Below are 18,308 nucleotides of genomic sequence, written 5' to 3' on the forward strand. Positions count from 1 at the left end.
TTTTTTAAGCGTTCTTCTCAACCGCAGGAATCGGGTCTGCGTAATGGGCTAATCCGTAATTTTGAGTTAAACACAATTCTGGATTTTTCACATGCCATTCAAATTCATCTCTGAAATGACGTATCGCTGCCGCTACCGGCCAAGCTGCCGCATCCCCCAATGGGCAGATTGTATTCCCTTCTATTTTTCTCTGAATGTCCCAAAGCAAATCGATGTCTTCCATCTTGCCCTGTCCATTTTCAATTTTCTTTAAAATTTTATACATCCATCCCGTACCCTCTCGGCATGGTGTACATTGCCCGCAGCTTTCGTGATTATAGAATCTCGCTAAGGTCATGGTATGTTCTACGATACACTGGTCTTCATCCAATACAATGAATCCTCCTGAACCCATCATGGTTCCGGTAGCAAAACCGCCGTCTGCCAATGATTCATAGTTCATGTATCTCGGTTCTCCGTTTACGGTTTTTAACAATAAATTAGCCGGAACAATTGGCACTGAACTTCCCCCAGGAATACATGCTTTCAGTTTCTTTCCGTCTTTGATCCCGCCGCAATATTCTTCTGAGTAAATGAATTCTTCAACTGTAATGGTCATATCGATTTCATAAACACCAGGCTTATTGATGTTTCCACATGCTGAAATCAATTTAGTACCGGTGGATCTTCCCACTCCTATTTTGGCATATTCGGCTCCTGTAATATCAATAATTGGAACAATTGCCGCAATAGATTCTACGTTGTTTACTACCGTAGGTCTTTCCCAAAGTCCTTTTACAGCAGGGAATGGAGGTTTTAATCTTGGGTTTCCTCTTTTCCCTTCGAGAGACTCAAGCAATGCGGTTTCTTCGCCGCAGATATATGCTCCTGCGCCTCTTTGAACGTAGATTTCAAGATCGAAACCTGTCCCAAGAATATTTTTACCTAAAAATCCTGCTGCTTTCGCTTCTTCAATCGCTTCTTCCAGGATATCGGGAATCCATGAGTATTCTCCACGAATGTAGATATAAGAAGTGTTTGAGCCTAAGCAGTATGATGAGATAAGCATTCCTTCTATCAATAAGTGAGGAAGGAATTCCATTAAATATCTGTCTTTAAAAGTTCCCGGTTCAGATTCATCGGCATTTACCACCAAGTGTCTCGGAACACCCTCCGGTTTTGCTAAAAAACTCCATTTCATACCGGTCGGGAATCCTGCACCACCACGTCCTCTCAGTCCGGAAGCTTTCACTTCTTCCAGGATTTCGTCCGGTGTCATTTTTAAGGCTTTTTCAGCTGCTCCGTATCCTCCTTGTCTGCGGTAGGTATCAAAGTAGCGGATTCCTTCTATATGTGCGTCTTTAAGTAAAAGTTTTTTACTCATTGTTATTTGCTTATTGCAATTGGCTTTTAGCTTCTTGCATTTAATTATTAAAATTTAAATTAATTTAAACCTAAGATTTAAATTTTTATTAGTCTAAAGCGATCTGTCCTTCTCTGCAAAGATCAAGGATTTCGTCTACTTTCTCTATTGTTAAATTTTCATGAAAGAATTTTCCAAGTTGCATCATAGGAGCATATCCACAAGCACCCAGGCATTCGGCTGGTTTTAGGGTAAACATTCCATCTTCAGTGGTCTGCCCGTCTTTGATGTTCAGTTTAGTTCTGATATGATTTAGGATTTTTTCACTTCCCGAAACCATGCAAGGTCCGGTTCTGCAAACTTCCAAAACATATTTACCTACCGGTTTCATATTGAACATTGTATAAAAAGTTGCCACTTCATATACTTCGATAGGTTTTATACTCAATAATTCCGCAACATAATCCATTACTGGAACGTCTAACCATCCTCCGAATTCTTTCTGTGCCAAATGCAGTACAGGAATAAGCGCAGATTTTTGTCTGCCTTCAGGATATCTTGCGATAATTTTATGTACCTGTGCTAAACTTTCCGGTTTAAAAGCTATTGTTTCGCTCATTTTTTATCTAAGATTAAAGAACATAGAAAAAAAGAGAATAGACTCTGATATCATGTTCTAAATTCAATTTATATATTGTGATGAAAGCCTTTTATCTTCCATCTATTTTCCTAAATTTTATTATGCGTCTAATTCTCCCGCAATAATATTCATGCTGCACATCGTTACAATCGCATCAGAAATTACAGAACCTGTAATCATTTCAGGATATGCCTGATAGTAGATGAAACATGGTCTTCTGAAGTGAAGTCTGTAAGGACTTCTTCCGCCATCACTTACCAAATAGAATCCTAACTCTCCGTTTCCGCCTTCTACAGCATGGTATACTTCACCTTTAGGCACATCCGTTTCTCCCATTACGATTTTGAAATGGTAGATCAGTGCTTCCATTTTTTGATAAACATCTGCTTTTTCAGGCAGATAGAAATCAGGAACCTCCGCATGGAACGGACCTTCAGGAAGATTTTCGTATGCTTGCTTGATGATTTTAATTGATTCCCAGATTTCCTGCTGACGAACCATGAATCGGTCGTAGGTGTCTCCGGAAGTTCCCACAGGAATAATGAAGTCGAAATCCTGGTAGGATGAATAAGGCTGCGCAACTCTTACGTCATAATCCACACCTGTTGCACGTAGGTTTGGACCTGTGAACCCATAGCTTAAAGCTCTCTCTGCAGAAATTCCGCCTGCTCCGATGGTTCTGTCCATGAAGATTCTGTTTCTCTCTAATAAAGTACAGAATTCTTTGAATCTTGGTGGGAATGTTTTAAGGAAATCTTTAATTAACTCATGGAATTTTGGAGTGAAGTCTCTTTCAAAGCCTCCGATTCTTCCCATATTGGTGGTCATCCTTGCGCCGCAGATTTGCTCATACATATCATAGATGCGCTCTCTTTCGATGAACATATAGGTAAGGCCGGTAATTGCTCCGGAGTCCATTCCCGTTACACCGTTACAGATCAGATGATCTCCGATTCTTGCAAGTTCCATTAAAATAACACGCATATAATCTACACGTTTCGGAACTTCAACACCGATCAGTTTCTCTACGGTCATGTGCCATCCCAAGTTGTTGATTGGGGCAGAACAGTAATTCATACGGTCAGTAAGGGTAGTGATCTGAGCATAATTCCTTCTTTCGGAAATTTTCTCAAATGCTCTGTGGATATATCCAACGGTTTGTTCTGCGTGAAGAATTCTTTCTCCGTCCATCGTTAAGATGTTCTGAAAAATCCCGTGTGTTGCAGGGTGCGTCGGTCCCAAATTGAGGGTATACAGTTGCCCGTCAATTTGCTCCTTACTTTCGTACTGGTTGAGTATATTGGATAATGAGTTATCTTTCATAATGATTGCTTTTAGCTATTTGCTTCTGGCTTATTGGCTAACTGCCATTGGCCATTCGCTTTTTATCTTCCGAACATTGCATCGTCCTTATCGGTTCTGGTACCATCTTCCAGACGATATTCTTTAAGCATAGGATGGTATCCGAGATCTTCCATATTCAGAATAGGTCTCAGATCCGGATGTCCTTTAAATTTAATTCCGAAGAAATCATAGGTTTCTCTTTCCATCCAGTTGGCTCCCGCATAAAGATCAACTAAGGAATCTACCTCAATATTTTCTCTGGACATGAAAACCTTAAGACGGAGTCTGAAATTCGTCATCATATTGTGGAGGTGATAAACCACTCCAATTTCCTTCTCAGGAAATTCCGGGTAATGGATTCCACAAACATCTGTAAGGAAGTTGATTTCTAATGATGAGTCTTTAAGGTAATGAACTATTTTCTTCAGGTCTTCTTTCTTTACCTCAATCGTCAGCATTCCATAAGGTTCTGAACTTGAAATTACAGATTCCGGAAATTCTCTTGTGATTGCTTCTAATACAAATTCGTTTGTCATTTCCGTTAGTTGCTTATATTGTAAGAATCTAATAGTTTTTGATATTCAGGCATATCTCTTCTTCTGATGCTTTCGCTTTCTGCAAGAGCCTGAACCTGCATTACGCCCTCAATAATCTGTTCCGGTCTCGGAGGGCATCCGGGAACATAAACATCTACAGGGATAATTTTGTCGATCCCCTGTAATACTGAATAGGTATCAAAGATACCGCCGCTGCATGCACATGCACCAACAGACACTACCCATTTCGGTTCTGCCATTTGGGTATAAACTTCTTTAAGCACGGGGCCTAATTTTTTTGATATCGTTCCGCAAACCATCAATAGATCTGCCTGTCTTGGTGAGAAAGAGTTTCTTTCCATACCAAATCTTGAAGCATCATAGGTTGGGTTGAGGGTAGCCATAAACTCGATGCCACAACAAGAGGTTGCAAAAGGCAGCGGCCACAGTGAAAACTTTCTGGCCATCCCGATTACACTGCTCAGTTTCGTTGCGAAAAACCCTTCTCCTTCAAATCCTTCCGGAGCAGGTGCATCTGTTCTTATTATTGGTTTGTTATCTGACATTTTTTTAGATTTAAGATTTTAATTTAGATTTCAATTTACTGTTAATGTTAGTATTAAAGTAAACTGAATTATCTAAAATCGTCATTTAAAATTTCTATTTCTTTTTATTTATCCCAATCTAATGCACCACGTTTCCAGACATAAAAAAATGCCATAAAGAAAATCGCTACGAACATAAGTACAGCTAAGAATCCTTCCATTCCGAATTCTCTGAAGTTTACTGCGTACGGATAAAAAAATACGATTTCAATATCGAATAATACAAACAGTACCGCTGTTAAAAAGTACTTGATTGAAAATGGTGTTCTTGCGTTTCCTTCTACCGGGACTCCACATTCCCAGCTTTGGTTTTTTACAGAATTTCCTTTTTTCTGTTTTGGACCTAAAAAATGTGCGCCAAGCAAAGAAATGGCTACGAAACCTATCGCAACACCTGCTTGTATAAGGATTGGAATATAACTTTCAGGTAAATTCATTTTTGCATTATTATCTCAATTTGCAAATTTAGCGAATAAACAAGAAAGCATGAAATTTATCGACTTAAAAGTGGAATTAAAATCCATTAAACCGGTAATTTAGAATCAATAAAAATTAGCTATTCATGATTGTTTATATTATGTAGATTTTCCCTTTTTTTGTAGGTAAGGTCAATAAATGTTTTACCGTGTTATTATCTGAGATTTTAAAGCATTTTAACAATTTAATATCATCTGTAAAATAATATTGCTAAACGGATGAAATATTAAATAGTAAGCAATATCAGATCTTCTACTTTTTCATCTTTTTAAGAAGCGAAAATGCCATAAACGCGATATAGGCAAAGATAATGCTTGCGAATAGTATATTCACAACGGTATTAGTGCGGTCATCAGGAATCTGAAGGAAAAGATTGTATATAATATATCCGGCAACTAAAACACCAAAAATAATAAGCTGTGGCTTCATAAGATGGAATTAATTTTATAATCTAACAATTATTATCCGTTGGTAATATTCAGGGCGTAGGTACGTCTTCTTTTATGGTTAACGGGATTATAATCCTGCCAAAGCAACTGGACACTTTTGTTTTCTTCCAACTCAGGATTGGTTTCCAGATACTTCACTCCCTTCTTTCTGAAAAGTTTCCAGATTTCCTTAAAAATGATAGATGTTACGCCTCTTCGCTGATAGTCGGGATGAATCCCTATCAAATAAAAATTTGCCCGGTCGTTCTTTTTTCCGGCCTGCAAAAAGTGCCACCAGCCGAAGGGTAAAAGTTTTCCTTTCGATTTCTGCAGTGCCTTTGAATAGGAGGGCATGGTAATGGCGAAGGCAACAAGCTGATTTGCGTCATCAGCAACGCACACAATATAATCCTTGTCGATTAATTTAAAATATTTCTCTTTGTAGGTTTTGCGCTGTTCTTCAGAAATAGGAGTGTAGGTAGATAAATGTTTGTACGTTTCGTCCAAAAGATCAAACATAGGGTCAACATATTCAGTAATCTCTTCTTTTGATCTGAAATTCAAAACCTTAAGTTTGTACTTTTGGGAGATTAGTTCGTTGAATTTGTGTATCTTATCAGGAAGTATTTCCGGGAACTGAAGCTCAAATTCTACCCATTCTTTTTCTTTCTGTAAGCCTAAAGCTTCAAGATGTTTCGGATAATATTCGTGGTTGTAGATTCCGATCATCGTAGCAAGCTTGTCAAAACCCATTGTCAGCATTCCGGCTTTATCAAGATTGGTGAATCCCATCGGGCCTTCTATCTTTTCTATGTTTTTTTCTTTGGCATAATCGATTACAGTATCTATCAATGCTTTTGAAACTTCACGGTCGTGAATAAAATCTATCCATCCGAAGCGTACTTTTCGGATTCCCAGTTCCTTTTCTTCTTTATGATTAATCATTACTGCAATTCTGCCTGCAATTTTATCATCCTTAAAAGCCAAAAACTGTTTCGCTTCGGAATACTGCAACGCAGGATTCTCGGCAGGGTTCCAGATGTTGATTTCATCATTGATAAATGAGGGGACGTAATATGGATTGTTTTTATACAAATCCATTGGAAATCTGACGAATTGCTTTAACTGATCCGTTGTTTTTACTTCAATTACTGAAACTTTAGACATAGTTTTAAAAGGCAAATTAATGAGCAAATATAACCAATTAAATGTTATACTTTGGCACAGTTTTTACATCATTTGGGGTGAAAATATATTGTAAAGTTACTAAAATGATAGGTTATTATATAATCATTGGGATTTCAATGCTTGTAAGCTGGTGGATATCATCGAAGCTAAAGTCGAAATTCGAATATTATTCTAAAGTGCATCTCCGAAACGGGCTTTCCGGTAAGGAGGTGGCAGAAAAAATGCTGAGAGACAACGGTATTAATGATGTTCAGGTAATATCGGTTCCGGGACAATTAACAGACCATTACAACCCGGAAAATAAAACAGTAAATCTTTCCGAAGCAGTGTATATGCAGAGAAATGCAGCGGCCGCGGCAGTAGCTGCACATGAATGCGGGCATGCCGTGCAACACAAAGTGGGCTATTCTATGCTTCAGCTGCGCTCAAAGCTGGTGCCTGTAGTGCAAATCAGCTCTAATCTTATGCAGTTTGTTCTTATTGCCGGGATTATGGTTATGGCTGCTACACAAAGTATTGAGAATCCTACGGGTAATCGTATGGTATTAGCGATAGGAGTAATTATGTTTGCTTTTACCACTCTTTTCGCGTTTGTAACTCTGCCGGTGGAATATGATGCAAGTGAAAGGGCTATGAAATGGCTGAAAGATACAGGTACTGTAACTGCTGAAGAATATGTAGGCGTAAAAGACAGTCTGAAATGGGCAGCCAGAACGTATGTAGTTACCGCGATAGGTTCACTGGCTCAGCTTTTATACTGGGCATCATTGCTTATGGGAGGCAGAAGGGACTAATTATTAATAAAATAAATAAATTATTGCACCTCAGAAATTTTTTCTGAGGTGTTTCTTATATGATAATGAGCTAGATTCACTTGAATTTAATATTTTTGGAAAAAACACATTGATGAAGAGAAAAGATATCAGTTATTTGATACGCGTAATTGCTTTGTTTTGGTTTTTAACTAAAATATGGAGTTATAAAACGTGGGTTACAGAAAGAGTTTATCCAGTAATTCCACCAATTGAAAAATTGGAAAATATTCCCAATTTTTTCCACCATTTTTTATTTAGTTTTTCTCTTTTATGTTTACTGACAGTCTTTTTTTTAAGAATACATCGCTGGTTGCTGATTGCCCTGTTTTTTTCTGAAGTGATAAGCTGCTTATTGGATACTGTAAGATGGCAGCCTTGGGAATATATGTATTTGTGTTTTTTACTTATGGTGATTATCAATTTCTATAAACCTGAAAATATTGTATTATTAAGTCATCTATTCCTGGTCTCGATTTATTTATTTAGTGGGTTGCATAAAATCAACCGTGATTTTCTTTCTGTGGTATGGTTGAATATGTTTTTGATAGATTTTCTAGGGTTGTCAATGGAATTTATTTTAAAATATAAACTATTTTTCATGGGACTGCTGATTCCGGTTATTGAAATCTCTTTAGCACTTTTACTTTTGCTTTCAAATTATAAAAAGACTATCAGTTATCTTTTAATTACGATGCATATAAGCATTTTGATTTTTATCGGTCCGTTTGGTTTACAGTATAATTCAGTTGTCTGGCCATGGAATTTAGCAATAATATTTATAATTCTTGTTATTTATTCTAAACCAATTGAATTTTCTTACAGAACCGTCACGCATAATTTTTATTGGCTGGTTCTTTGGTTCTTAATGCCCGTATTAAGCTTTTTTGACGGCTGGTACCAATACTTCTCTTTTAACTTATATTCAGGAAAGGGTGACCAGATGTATATCTGTTTTTCAGATACCGAAAAAGAATTTCAGCCTTATTTTGAGCACTCTGCTAATCATGTTTGCGGAACGGCATCAGTTGTCAATCTTCAAAACTGGGCATTGCAGGAAATAAAATCTGCACCAATTCCTGAAACTGAAATATATAATAAGATTGCAGTTTATTTAAAGCAAAAATATGGAAACGATAAAGTGAAAGTCATTCTTTATAATCCCAACAGAAAAGTCAAAAAAGAGCTTTAGTCTCAAAATTTATAATCTACAAATTGTATATTTTTAAGGGCTTCAGCGATCGCTTCGCGGTGCTTTAATTTAATTTTGGCGGTAATTGCAGCCTTTTCACGGGAATCAAAATTGACGATTTTTGCGTCGAATTTCGACAGTAAAGTGAAAATGATATTCTGTTGATTAAAATTAAATTGTATTTGAATATCAATTTCCAGTTCCTTTATAATAGTATTGGCTTCCTCTAAGGTCATTTTAGCAGATTCCTTATACGTTTTTACCAGTCCGGAAACCCCTAATTTTGTGCCACCGTAGTATCGTACAACAATAACAATGACATTGGTGATCTCGTTGGCCAAAAGCTGATTGTAAATGGGCAGCCCTGCACTTCCTGACGGCTCTCCGTCGTCATTGGCACGATAATTTTCTCCGCTGAGTCCCATTCTGTATGCATAACAATGATGCGTTGCTTTCGGATGCTCAGCCCGTATTTTTTCTAAGATATTTTTAAGTTCTTCCTCATTATTTATGGGGTAAGCAAATCCTATGAACTTGCTTCCTTTTTCTTTTAATAAAATGTTTTCTACGGGTTTTTCTATCGTTTTATATTCGAACAACATCACAGTCTGCATTAATGTACAAAAATACTAAAAAGAAAATGAGCCTCTTTAAAGGCTCAGATAATAAATATTTATTCAAAATTTATTCAGCGGATTAATCTATGGAACTCTTTAACATGCAAACACGGAACACCTGCCAAATTGGTTCATACACAACGGCCAGCCGCAGCCATCATCTACCCATGGAGCTTTTACGGCTCCGGCAACTTTTTTTAATTCTGCTCTTGTTAAAGGCTTGAATTTTTTTAAATTTTTCATAATAATTTGTTTTTGGTTTTCCTACTTTCTAAGCTTTTTAGATTTCGTTATTGGTAACTAAATTAATTAAATTATTAATATAATTCAAATTATTATGATATTTATTTGTTTTTATAGAATAAAACTGCGTTATCACGTAATTCTTCTGACCTTTCAGGGTCTTTTTCAAACTGCGGTGCCCGGGTTCCGTTTAGAAGTTTCAGATTCTTATTTTCAATAACAATAGCTTCATCCCAAAGATTTTCATTGATAAATTGCTGTAAAGTGAATCTTCCACCTTCTATAATGACCGACTGGATCTGCTCTTTATATAAAGCACTCATCAGTTCGTTCAGAAAATTTTCCTTTTTAATTTTAATAAAATGCAGATTTTCAGTTTTTTCCTCTTTAACAGTATTAAAGATTAGAGTTCTTGCTTCTTTATTATAGATGTTAAAATCCAGCGGAACTTTTAAATTAAAATCAATTAAAATCCTGATCGGATTTTCTCCTTCTACATTTCTTACGGTGAGGGCAGGATTGTCATTAAGTGCTGTTTGTGTACCGACAAGAATCGCGTGTTCATCTGCTCTTAATTGGTGAACAAACTGATTTACCAGAGAGTTTGAGATGGAAACGGGCTGAAAGTCCTTGTCCATAAAACCGTCACCCGATTGGGCCCATTTCAGGATAATGTAGGGTCTTTTCTTTTCATGATAGGTAAAAAATCTTTTATTTAAAGCATTACATTCTCCTTCAAGAATTCCTGAAACGACTTCTATTCCTGCATCCTGAATAATTTTTTTTCCTTTTCCGTTGACTTTGTCGTGAGAATCCATAGCGCCGATCACAACTTTTTTGAATCCTAGTTCTTTTATTTTCAGGGCACACGGCGGCGTTTTTCCGTAATGTGCACAGGGTTCCAATGATACATAAATGGTAGACTCCGGGATAAGCGAGCGGTCTTTAACAGAATTAATAGCATTTATTTCCGCATGGTTTTCTCCTGCTTTTTGGTGATAACCTTCACCGATAATGATATCGTTATGCACAATTACGCTTCCTACCAGCGGATTCGGGTAGGTTTTGCCGAGTGCTTTACCGGCAAGTTCGATACATCTTTTAATATAAAATTCGTCCTGCATGTTTAATGAAAAAAGCGAAGACAAATTACTTTGCTCCGCCTTTTTTAGATTTTAAGTTATATTATTCTCCGGCAATAATGCTGTGAAGATTTTGTTTCAACGTTTCCAAATGAGCTTTTTTCTCTTCAATAGAATCAAAAGTTTCCTTTAAAAGCGGGTTTTCTCTGGAAGGATTTTTGAAGAAAGCAAGGTTATTTTCCAGTTTCACAATTTCAGCTTCGAGATCAGAAATCTGGCTCTTCATCTTTCTTGCTTTATCAGTCAGCTGATTTTCAGATAGGCCTTCTTCTTTGAGTTCAAGTTCGTTGATTTTATTGAGTTTAAGTTTTTCTCTCAATGTTTTATTAAACTCGGTGTTGATTGAAATTTTATCTCTCGGAACTTTACCGATATTGTTCCAGGCGGTTTTTATGGCCTCAATTTTTTCAATGCTGCCTTCTTCATTGGTAACTGTTTTCAGTTCATCAAGAAGTACTTTCTTATTTTTATAATTTTCTTTCCAGTTATCGGTAGAAGCATTGCTTTTTTCCCTGTAGTTGTTGAAAAATGCGTTGCAGGCATCACGGAATTCGTCCCAGATTTTATTGGTCATGCTCTTAGGAACATGTCCTATTTTTTTCCAGTCTTCCTGAAGTTTTTTAAATAAAGGTACGGCAATGTCCCATTCTTCATTATTCTGATTATCTTTTGCTGTCTGAATAAGCTTTAGCTTTTCTTCAAGATTGGCCTGCTGAGAACCTTTTAATGATTTGTAATACGTATTTTTCGTAGTATTGAAGCCTCTTAATGTTGTTTTAAAATCATTCCAGTTCTGATTGGAAAGTTTTCTTGGAACGCTTCCGGTTTTCAGGAATTCCGATCTTAATTCTTCCACTCTTCTGATGGCGTTCTGCCAGTAATTGTGGTTCGGATTTTCAGATGGTTCTGAAAGTTTTTTGATTTCGGCGATAATCTGATTTTTCTTCTCAAGATTTTCGTTTTGCTCTGTTTCAATGGCTGCCGAAAGTTCTGATTTTCTTTCGTGAATTTTATTGGAAATTTCTTTGAATTCTTCCCATGTTTTTTCACGGAATTCTTCGGCTACCGGTTCCGCTTCTTCTTTCCAGAGTTTATGGAGGTACTGGAGCTCATTCAGTGCTTTTTGAATCACAGGCTCCTGTTCAAGCTGCTTTGCACGTTCTATAATGTGCTGTCTTTTTTCAAGATTATGGCTGTATTCCTGTTCAAGAAATTCTTTGTTGAGATCCAGCATCTGATAAAACTGATTCAGGTGATGGAAATAATTATTGTTAAGAATTTTAAACTCAGACTTTGCTACCTGTCCTGCCTTCGACCAGTCTTCTTTGATTTCTCTTATCGATTTGAAAAGATTGGTGCCGGGTTCAGAATTAGTATATAGATTTTTAAGCCTTTCAATAATATTCTGTCGGTGGTCCAGATTTTTCTTCTGCTCTTCTTCCTGACCTTTCTGGTAAGCATCATGTTTTTCCCTGAATATATTCACCAGAGCTGAAAATCTTGCCTGGGAAGGGTGCTCGTAGCTGAAGTTTTCGGGAGCGTTTCCGGCATCAGTATATTCGTGTTTTTTATCTTCCACCTCATCATGGATGTAATGACTTGCTTTTTCTTTAAGCTGATTGAATTTTTTGAAATCCTCACCGGCATTAGGAGCGTTGATGATCTTTTCCATTTCCTTCAACGTATCAGCCAGGGAGAGGTCTACCTCTTCATGTTCTTCATCCTGTTCATGTTCTTCAACTTCAAAGTTTTCATTCTTAGGGGTAACGTCTTCTGAATTTTCTTCCAAAGATTCCGGAGTAAAGTTTTTGTTTTCCTCGTTTTCAGAAAGGTTGTTTTCTGTAGTCATAGCAAATCGTTTATTGTGAGTGGCATTAAAATATATCCTCTAAATATAGAGCAAAAAAGCCAAATATAGTACTAATTTATGTTATTTTTTTTGAAAGTTCCAAATTTCCCAGGCTTTTTCTGCCTGCTGTTCAAGCATATAATATCCATTCACCGTTTTTGCTCCTTTTTCGGAGGCTTTAATAATGAATTGCGTGTAGCTTGGGTTGTAAATTAAATCAATAATCAGGTGTTCTTTTGTGATGCTGCCAAAGGGAAAATCCAGGCAGTCGTCTACATTTGGGAAGGTTCCCACCGGAGTACACTGGATAATGATTTTATGATCTTCAACCGTCTTTTCATCAAGATTATCATAATTAATTTCCGTTTTCCTGGAAACGGTAACGGATGGAATATTATTTTTATCCAGAACATATTTTACAGCTTTTGCCGCTCCGCCGTTTCCTAATATGATTGCCGATTCCTGATGAGGCTTTTTGTGAAGAAGTAATGTTTTTTCAAATCCGAAAGCATCTGTATTGTAACCTATTCTTTTTCCGTTTTCAATTACAACACAATTCACTGCCCCGATTTTTTTTGCTTCATCACTGAGATCATCCAGGTAATCAATGATCTTTTCCTTGTAGGGAATTGTTACATTGAAACCCAGCAGATCAGGATGGGTGAACAAGTCATTCACCTCGTCAATTTCCGTTAAATCAAAAATATTATAAGAATAGCCTTTCAGCATGAGTTTTTGAAATTTGTCTTCAAAGAATTTTTTAGAGAAAGAATAAGAAACGTTTCTCCCGATGAGGCCTAATTTTTTGCTGGAATCCATACTATAAAAATAAAAAAAAGACCGGAAAAAACCGGCCTTTTGAATAAATATTTTTATGAGTTATTCTACTATAAATTTTGTAGAGAAAGAATCTGTTTTAAGGATATAATTTCCTTTAGACAGACCTTTAAGATTGATTTTATTTGTTGTTTTGAAAGGATTTTCAATTGTTTCAATCAATTTTCCTGAAAAATCATAAATCTGAGCTTTTGTAATTTTATTCAGATTTTCTCCTTTTACAAATAATTCATTGTTTTTTACTGGATTTGGGTAAATCATAAAACCTGCTTTATTGCCTGAAGTTTCTGCTGTTCCCAATGTGCTGTAACATGTCCAGCTCAGGTCGTCAATTGCAATTCTGTTATCTGTTACAGGATTTACAATACTGATAACAATATTCCCGCTGATATTGATGTTATTAATCGTAACAGCTGCAGTAGAGGAAGATGTGTAAGGAATTGTGCCTACTACTGTACCGTTAATCAGAACATTTAAACTTCCCGCGCTACCCGAAAATTTCAATTGAGCTTTCACGGTTAAGCTTTCAATTCCACCGGAAATACTAGAGCTTGTAAGGTTTCCGTTTCTTATGGTGATTGCTTTATTTCCTGTTCCGTTAATATTTTGATCTGTTCTTGCATCCGTTGCAGTCCATGTAATATTATTGCTGGTCCAGGTTTGAGTTGTGTAGCTTGAAGCAGCAGCCGGAATATTTGAGAAATCCTCTGTTCCGCAACTTCCGCCTGGCTGTCCTCCTGCAAGAGTTGTTCCTGAAGCCGTGTTGCTTGCCGTAGAAGCATTTCCTGCTGCATCTTTTGCAATCACGTAGAAATTATATGTTGTTGAAGGATTTAATCCTGAAACGGTTGCTGTAGTACCGGTAACGGTTGTATAGAAAGCGCCATCTTTGTAAATGTCATACGCAACAACTCCAATATTATCGGTAGAAGCAGTCCAGCTTAAAGAAATAGTATTTGAAGTAGGATTGCTGGTTGCTAAATTAGTAGGAGCCGTTGGCGCCTGAGTATCAACCGTAGGAGTTCCCCAGATCTGATTTACATATTCCGGATGATCAATATATGGATTCCTGTTTCCCTGATATACATATGAGGCATTGTTTCTTGCAATTTCAGTTGCAGAAACAGGATCTGCTGCATGCCATGCTAATAACTGGTTCAGTTCCCAGGTCTGTAATCCCGGAAAAGCTGAGCCTCCTAACATATTTCCTGTTCCGAAACCTGAAAGCTGAGATTCATATCTAGTTACGAAATATAAGACCATTCTTGCGATATCTCCCTTAAAAGCATCAACAGGTTCAAAAACCGTCCCCGAATATCCGGGAGAAACAGACGCTCCCAGTTTGGATCCGTTTTGAGATGTAAAAGAAGCCGATCCTACTTTTCCGAAAGGAAAGTTTGATCTCATTCCGTTTACTTTTCCATCTGTCGGTCTGATGAAATGAATATCTGAAACCATCGGAGCGTTGCTGTTGAATAAACTTTGAGGAACGATATGCTCCCTGTTGTAACAGTCACCTTCGCTGTTATAATTTCCACATTGCACTCCGGGATAGCTGTACGAGTAAGGATCTGTTCCGTTAGGATTCTCGGAATACATATCTAAAACAGTATTATCGTTTTCCAATCCCGGAATTCCTGCGATATTATCGCGATCCGTTGTTGCATAACCACTATACAGGGCACTATAACCATTGTCTACATGACCGTTGGTAATAATTTGTTTTAGTTTGGTTTTTAAAGCAGCTCCGGAGAGACTTGCCGTTCCGTCATAGTAACCGGTTGGGATCTGAGCAAATGCACTGATGAATGCAAAACTCATTAATAAAGAGAATAAAGTACGTTTCATTTTTAAAAATTGGGGCGTAAAGGTACGAAAAAATGATAGGTTACGATATTAATTTTTAGTAATATACTCCTTGCTTATTTTCGAAAATGCCCATGAAATACCGAAACCGAAGATCGCCGCGGTAAGTGCTACGATAAGATAATTTTTGCCTACTATTTTTACGGGGAAAGGCAGTGTTTCGTTGGCTTTGAAAAATTCGGTGTACTGCTGGAAATAGCATAATGCGGTTCCGAGTATAAGTCCGGAAATAATTCCCAGTACAACAATGAGTATTCCTGTATAGAAATAGATCTGACGCAGATGGCTCAAAGGAAATCCCAATGATACCAAAGATTTCGCCTGCTGCTTTTTATCAAGCTGTAAAATAATGATAGCTCCCGCAAGGTTAAAGGTAGTAATGAAAATAACCAATGCGAAAATCAAATAGATGAAGAGTTTTTCCGTGTTGATCATTTTCCAGAAAGCGGCGTTTTCTTCTTCTTTGGTTTTGATTTCAATATTTTTGCCCAAAGCAGAAAGAAGCTGTTGTTTTACGGAATTGGTATTGTCTGAATTTTTTAACGTAATAACAATTTGATAAGCAGAGTGTTTTGGTAGATCCAATAATTCTTCTGTGAGCTCAATCGGTGAAATAATATAGTTGTCCAGCTGATCTTTTCCGGGGAATACCCCTGTTACCAGGATATCTTTTTTATTGTATATATCCTCTTCTTTGTTAATGATTCCGGTGCCCGGTTTAGGCATAAACAATGTGGCATAATCGGAATTAGAAGATACAGGGATGGAAAGCCTGTTGTCCAGTGAATTTTCCATCAAAACTTCATTGGAATATTTAAAACCCGGGTAAGCTCCGTAGAAAATGTCTTTATCAATAGGATTTACTTTTGTATAAGCAGAATCCACCCCTCTCAGATAGGCAATATCACCTTTTCCGTTGTAGCTGATATAAACTTTTTCCTCAATTACTCTTGAAAAGTGGTTTATTTCTTTATTGTTTTTAAGAACGGAATTTATCTTATCAAAATCTTTCAGTGTTTTCCCCGAAGTACTTTTAATAGTAAGATCTGCGTGGAGATTGGAAATGAGTTCCTGATTGAGGTCTTCAAGTCCTGAAAATACTGAAATAATCACGAACATTGCAGTAACGGCAACCGTCATAGCCCCGACTGCAAGCCACGTAATGAACGTAACAGCCGTACTCCCTTTTTTTGCTAAAAGGTACCGGGATGCTATATAAAATGCAATGTTCTTCAAGGGTTACAGAATAGGATTATCGCCTTCGCCTCTTAATTCTCTGTCTAATTTTTCAACATCATCAAGGGTAGTATCCAAATAAAAGTTAAGATTAGGAATCACACGAACCTGTTTTGCCATTTTCTGGCCGATAAAGTTTCTGTATTGCGCTTTGCTTTCTTCAATCTCCTTCATTACCGCAGAACGGAATTCCTGAGGGAAGATACTGAGATAAATTTTAGCAATCCCCAGATCTGCCGTTACTTTTACATCAGATACCGATACCAAAATACCCTGTCCGCTTTCTGCAGCCTGCTTGCGGAAAAGCTCTGCGAAGTCTTCCTGTATAATCTGTGCTACTTTTCGTTGTCTGTTACTTTCCATAAGTTGTGCAAATTTAGTACTTTTGTTTGAATTGATACTTTGAAAATTTGAACGTTTATCAAATTTACGACATAATTATATAATTTATGAAATTAGAACATATCGGTATTGCCGTAAAATCTTTGGGAGTTTCTGACGAACTTTTTGCCAAACTCTTGGGAAAGGAATCTTATAAAAAAGAATCTGTGGAAAGGGAAGGAGTGGTTACTTCATTTTATGCAGCAGGTGAAAGTAAAATCGAACTTTTGGAAGCGAGTAAGGAAGAAAGCCCGATTTCAAAATTTATTGATAAAAAGGGAGAAGGTATTCACCATCTGGCTTTTGGAGTTGATAATATTCTGCAAGAAGTTGAAAGATTAAAAAAAGAAGGATTTGAATTTATTTCTGAAGAACCAAAGGAAGGTGCTGATAATAAATTAATTGTATTTCTTCATCCTAAATGCACTAATGGAGTCTTGGTAGAACTTTGTCAAGAAAAGCAATAAAAAATTTTGTAGTGCCGGAAATTTTGTTATTTTTGCAGTCACAAAATCAACCAATTTTGCGGTCCTATAGCTCAGTTGGTTAGAGCACCTGACTCATAATCAGGTGGTCCCTGGTTCGAGCCCAGGTGGGACCACTTTTTAAATCAAGCACTTACAATCTGTAGGTGCTTTTGTTTTGTAATGGGTCAAGGTACAGGTCAAGTTTAAAGGTAAACACAAGTAAACTTAACAATCTTTATTTAACTACGGAAATAATGCCCGTTACTTTCAAAATAATCAAACATTATGCTTCTGGCGGTTGCTTCCCAATCAATCACAACCCAATTTGGAATACTAAACGTATCATCTTCATATAAGTATTGTACAAAATCTTCATCACCCGAAAATTCACCGTAATAAAAATTGTTTACATATTCGTATAGGCTTTGGAAGTCCATTTTCCCGAGATTATCTAAACACGCTTCGTAAACCTCTACATCATGCCCTGAATCATTAATTTGTTCCAGAACATCGTATATATCTTTTGATATATGGCACTCACTCAATAGTCCTAGTTTTTCCAGAATCGGACATTCATAGTCCTGAAACATAAATTCGGGGTCGGCTTCATCAGAATGAAGTTCATACATCGCTGTAAGTAATTCGTCGTAATCGGAATAGTCCGAAAGGTTTAACCATTTACCGTAAAGGCTTCCGTTGTTATACTTGGCATACGTGCCACAATAGATACTAGCAGTATCAAGACAATTTTGTAAATTTGTCATGTTGATAAGTTTTAAGTTGCATTTAAAATTTATTGATTCGCCTAGCAGTACGCCAATACTTCTAGGCATTTTTTTTGTAAAAAGTCGCTCACAAAAGCGTTATAAATATACAACAAAAAGCCGATAAATACAAGTGTTTACAGCAGTTTTTAACCAAAATATCAACGTCTGTTAAAAACTTTTTAACCAGTCGGAGCGCAGGAAAAGTAAAACAAGTCTGAGAAAAACAGAATCCTATCATAGGGGGTATGCCGAAAAAAACTCTCTAACGGGGCACGAAATCCGTATAGTAGGTACACAGCCGATACCTATACAAAAATTTTGAAACTCGGCATAGATATA

General features: G+C 36.9%; 20 protein-coding genes and 1 tRNA gene. 4 read left to right on the forward strand and 17 right to left on the reverse strand.

The features are described 5' to 3' along the window. Positions 1 to 4: 4 nt before the first annotated feature. The 8 genes from nuoF to HHL20_RS00425 all read right to left on the reverse strand — a co-directional run bounded on the left by nuoF (position 5) and on the right by HHL20_RS00425 (position 6,539). Complete coding sequence (gene nuoF / locus HHL20_RS00390) at positions 5 to 1,363, reverse strand: NADH-quinone oxidoreductase subunit NuoF (protein WP_169229243.1); 1,359 nt, start codon at positions 1,361 to 1,363, stop codon at positions 5 to 7. An 88-nt stretch (positions 1,364 to 1,451) separates the two neighbouring features. Then, a complete protein-coding gene (locus HHL20_RS00395; protein WP_169229244.1) occupies positions 1,452 to 1,961 on the reverse strand; it encodes an NADH-quinone oxidoreductase subunit NuoE family protein in 510 nt (169 codons plus the stop codon). Positions 1,962 to 2,081: 120 nt separating this feature from the next. After that, entirely contained in the window at positions 2,082 to 3,305 is a 1,224-nt protein-coding gene (gene nuoD / locus HHL20_RS00400; RefSeq protein WP_169229245.1) for an NADH dehydrogenase (quinone) subunit D, read from the reverse strand. A gap of 62 nt (positions 3,306 to 3,367) precedes the next feature. After that, positions 3,368 to 3,862 carry an NADH-quinone oxidoreductase subunit C gene (locus HHL20_RS00405; protein WP_169229246.1) on the reverse strand — a complete coding sequence of 165 codons (495 nt, stop codon included), beginning with the start codon at positions 3,860 to 3,862 and terminating at the stop codon, positions 3,368 to 3,370. Between the two features lie 5 nt (positions 3,863 to 3,867). Further along, on the reverse strand, positions 3,868 to 4,428 hold the full coding sequence (locus HHL20_RS00410) for an NADH-quinone oxidoreductase subunit B (RefSeq protein ID WP_066441001.1): 561 nt from the start codon (positions 4,426 to 4,428) through the stop codon (positions 3,868 to 3,870). A 104-nt stretch (positions 4,429 to 4,532) separates the two neighbouring features. Then, entirely contained in the window at positions 4,533 to 4,904 is a 372-nt protein-coding gene (locus tag HHL20_RS00415; protein ID WP_029298774.1) for an NADH-quinone oxidoreductase subunit A, read from the reverse strand. Positions 4,905 to 5,196: 292 nt separating this feature from the next. Next, on the reverse strand, positions 5,197 to 5,373 hold the full coding sequence (locus HHL20_RS00420) for a hypothetical protein (RefSeq protein WP_169229247.1): 177 nt from the start codon (positions 5,371 to 5,373) through the stop codon (positions 5,197 to 5,199). Between the two features lie 32 nt (positions 5,374 to 5,405). After that, entirely contained in the window at positions 5,406 to 6,539 is a 1,134-nt protein-coding gene (locus HHL20_RS00425) for a GNAT family N-acetyltransferase (protein WP_169229248.1), read from the reverse strand. Between the two features lie 104 nt (positions 6,540 to 6,643). Here HHL20_RS00425 and HHL20_RS00430 point away from each other — a divergent pair, with 104 nt between their 5' ends. Both HHL20_RS00430 and HHL20_RS00435 read left to right on the forward strand, forming a co-directional pair. Continuing rightward, entirely contained in the window at positions 6,644 to 7,354 is a 711-nt protein-coding gene (locus tag HHL20_RS00430; RefSeq protein ID WP_185194778.1) for a zinc metallopeptidase, read from the forward strand. A 112-nt stretch (positions 7,355 to 7,466) separates the two neighbouring features. Further along, the gene (locus HHL20_RS00435) at positions 7,467 to 8,564 is read left to right on the forward strand and encodes a hypothetical protein (protein ID WP_169229249.1); all 1,098 of its coding nucleotides are present in this window, start codon (positions 7,467 to 7,469) and stop codon (positions 8,562 to 8,564) included. A 2-nt stretch (positions 8,565 to 8,566) separates the two neighbouring features. On the opposite strand, the gene HHL20_RS00440 is transcribed toward HHL20_RS00435, so the two are convergent. The 8 genes from HHL20_RS00440 to HHL20_RS00475 all read right to left on the reverse strand — a co-directional run bounded on the left by HHL20_RS00440 (position 8,567) and on the right by HHL20_RS00475 (position 16,717). After that, the gene (locus HHL20_RS00440) at positions 8,567 to 9,166 is read right to left on the reverse strand and encodes an IMPACT family protein (RefSeq protein WP_169229250.1); all 600 of its coding nucleotides are present in this window, start codon (positions 9,164 to 9,166) and stop codon (positions 8,567 to 8,569) included. A 111-nt stretch (positions 9,167 to 9,277) separates the two neighbouring features. Beyond that, on the reverse strand, positions 9,278 to 9,424 hold the full coding sequence (locus HHL20_RS00445) for a hypothetical protein (protein WP_169229251.1): 147 nt from the start codon (positions 9,422 to 9,424) through the stop codon (positions 9,278 to 9,280). Between the two features lie 101 nt (positions 9,425 to 9,525). Next, positions 9,526 to 10,548, reverse strand: coding sequence for a bifunctional diaminohydroxyphosphoribosylaminopyrimidine deaminase/5-amino-6-(5-phosphoribosylamino)uracil reductase RibD (ribD, locus tag HHL20_RS00450; RefSeq protein ID WP_169229252.1), 1,023 nt, complete (start codon positions 10,546 to 10,548; stop codon positions 9,526 to 9,528). A 61-nt stretch (positions 10,549 to 10,609) separates the two neighbouring features. Further along, entirely contained in the window at positions 10,610 to 12,415 is a 1,806-nt protein-coding gene (locus HHL20_RS00455) for a DUF349 domain-containing protein (RefSeq protein WP_169229253.1), read from the reverse strand. A gap of 81 nt (positions 12,416 to 12,496) precedes the next feature. Then, positions 12,497 to 13,234 carry a shikimate dehydrogenase family protein gene (locus HHL20_RS00460; RefSeq protein ID WP_169229254.1) on the reverse strand — a complete coding sequence of 246 codons (738 nt, stop codon included), beginning with the start codon at positions 13,232 to 13,234 and terminating at the stop codon, positions 12,497 to 12,499. Positions 13,235 to 13,294: 60 nt separating this feature from the next. Then, on the reverse strand, positions 13,295 to 15,100 hold the full coding sequence (locus HHL20_RS00465) for an endonuclease (protein ID WP_169229255.1): 1,806 nt from the start codon (positions 15,098 to 15,100) through the stop codon (positions 13,295 to 13,297). Positions 15,101 to 15,148: 48 nt separating this feature from the next. After that, a complete protein-coding gene (locus tag HHL20_RS00470) occupies positions 15,149 to 16,354 on the reverse strand; it encodes an ABC transporter permease (RefSeq protein ID WP_169229256.1) in 1,206 nt (401 codons plus the stop codon). Between the two features lie 3 nt (positions 16,355 to 16,357). After that, entirely contained in the window at positions 16,358 to 16,717 is a 360-nt protein-coding gene (locus HHL20_RS00475) for a ribosome-binding factor A (protein WP_169229257.1), read from the reverse strand. 86 nt (positions 16,718 to 16,803) lie between these two features. On the opposite strand from HHL20_RS00475, the gene mce reads away from it, so the two are divergent. Together mce and HHL20_RS00485 are read left to right on the forward strand one after the other, a co-directional pair. Further along, complete coding sequence (gene mce / locus HHL20_RS00480) at positions 16,804 to 17,202, forward strand: methylmalonyl-CoA epimerase (RefSeq protein WP_169229258.1); 399 nt, start codon at positions 16,804 to 16,806, stop codon at positions 17,200 to 17,202. Between the two features lie 60 nt (positions 17,203 to 17,262). After that, positions 17,263 to 17,336: transfer RNA gene (locus tag HHL20_RS00485), tRNA-Ile, on the forward strand. A 105-nt stretch (positions 17,337 to 17,441) separates the two neighbouring features. Here HHL20_RS00485 and HHL20_RS00490 read toward each other — a convergent pair. Further along, positions 17,442 to 17,966 (reverse strand): antirestriction protein ArdA, encoded by a 525-nt coding sequence (locus HHL20_RS00490; protein WP_169229259.1) that lies wholly within the window; start codon positions 17,964 to 17,966, stop codon positions 17,442 to 17,444. Positions 17,967 to 18,308: the final 342 nt, after the last annotated feature.

Origin of the sequence: Chryseobacterium cheonjiense (assembly GCF_012927265.1) — a bacterium.
In the GTDB taxonomy this organism is placed as follows: domain Bacteria; phylum Bacteroidota; class Bacteroidia; order Flavobacteriales; family Weeksellaceae; genus Chryseobacterium; species Chryseobacterium cheonjiense.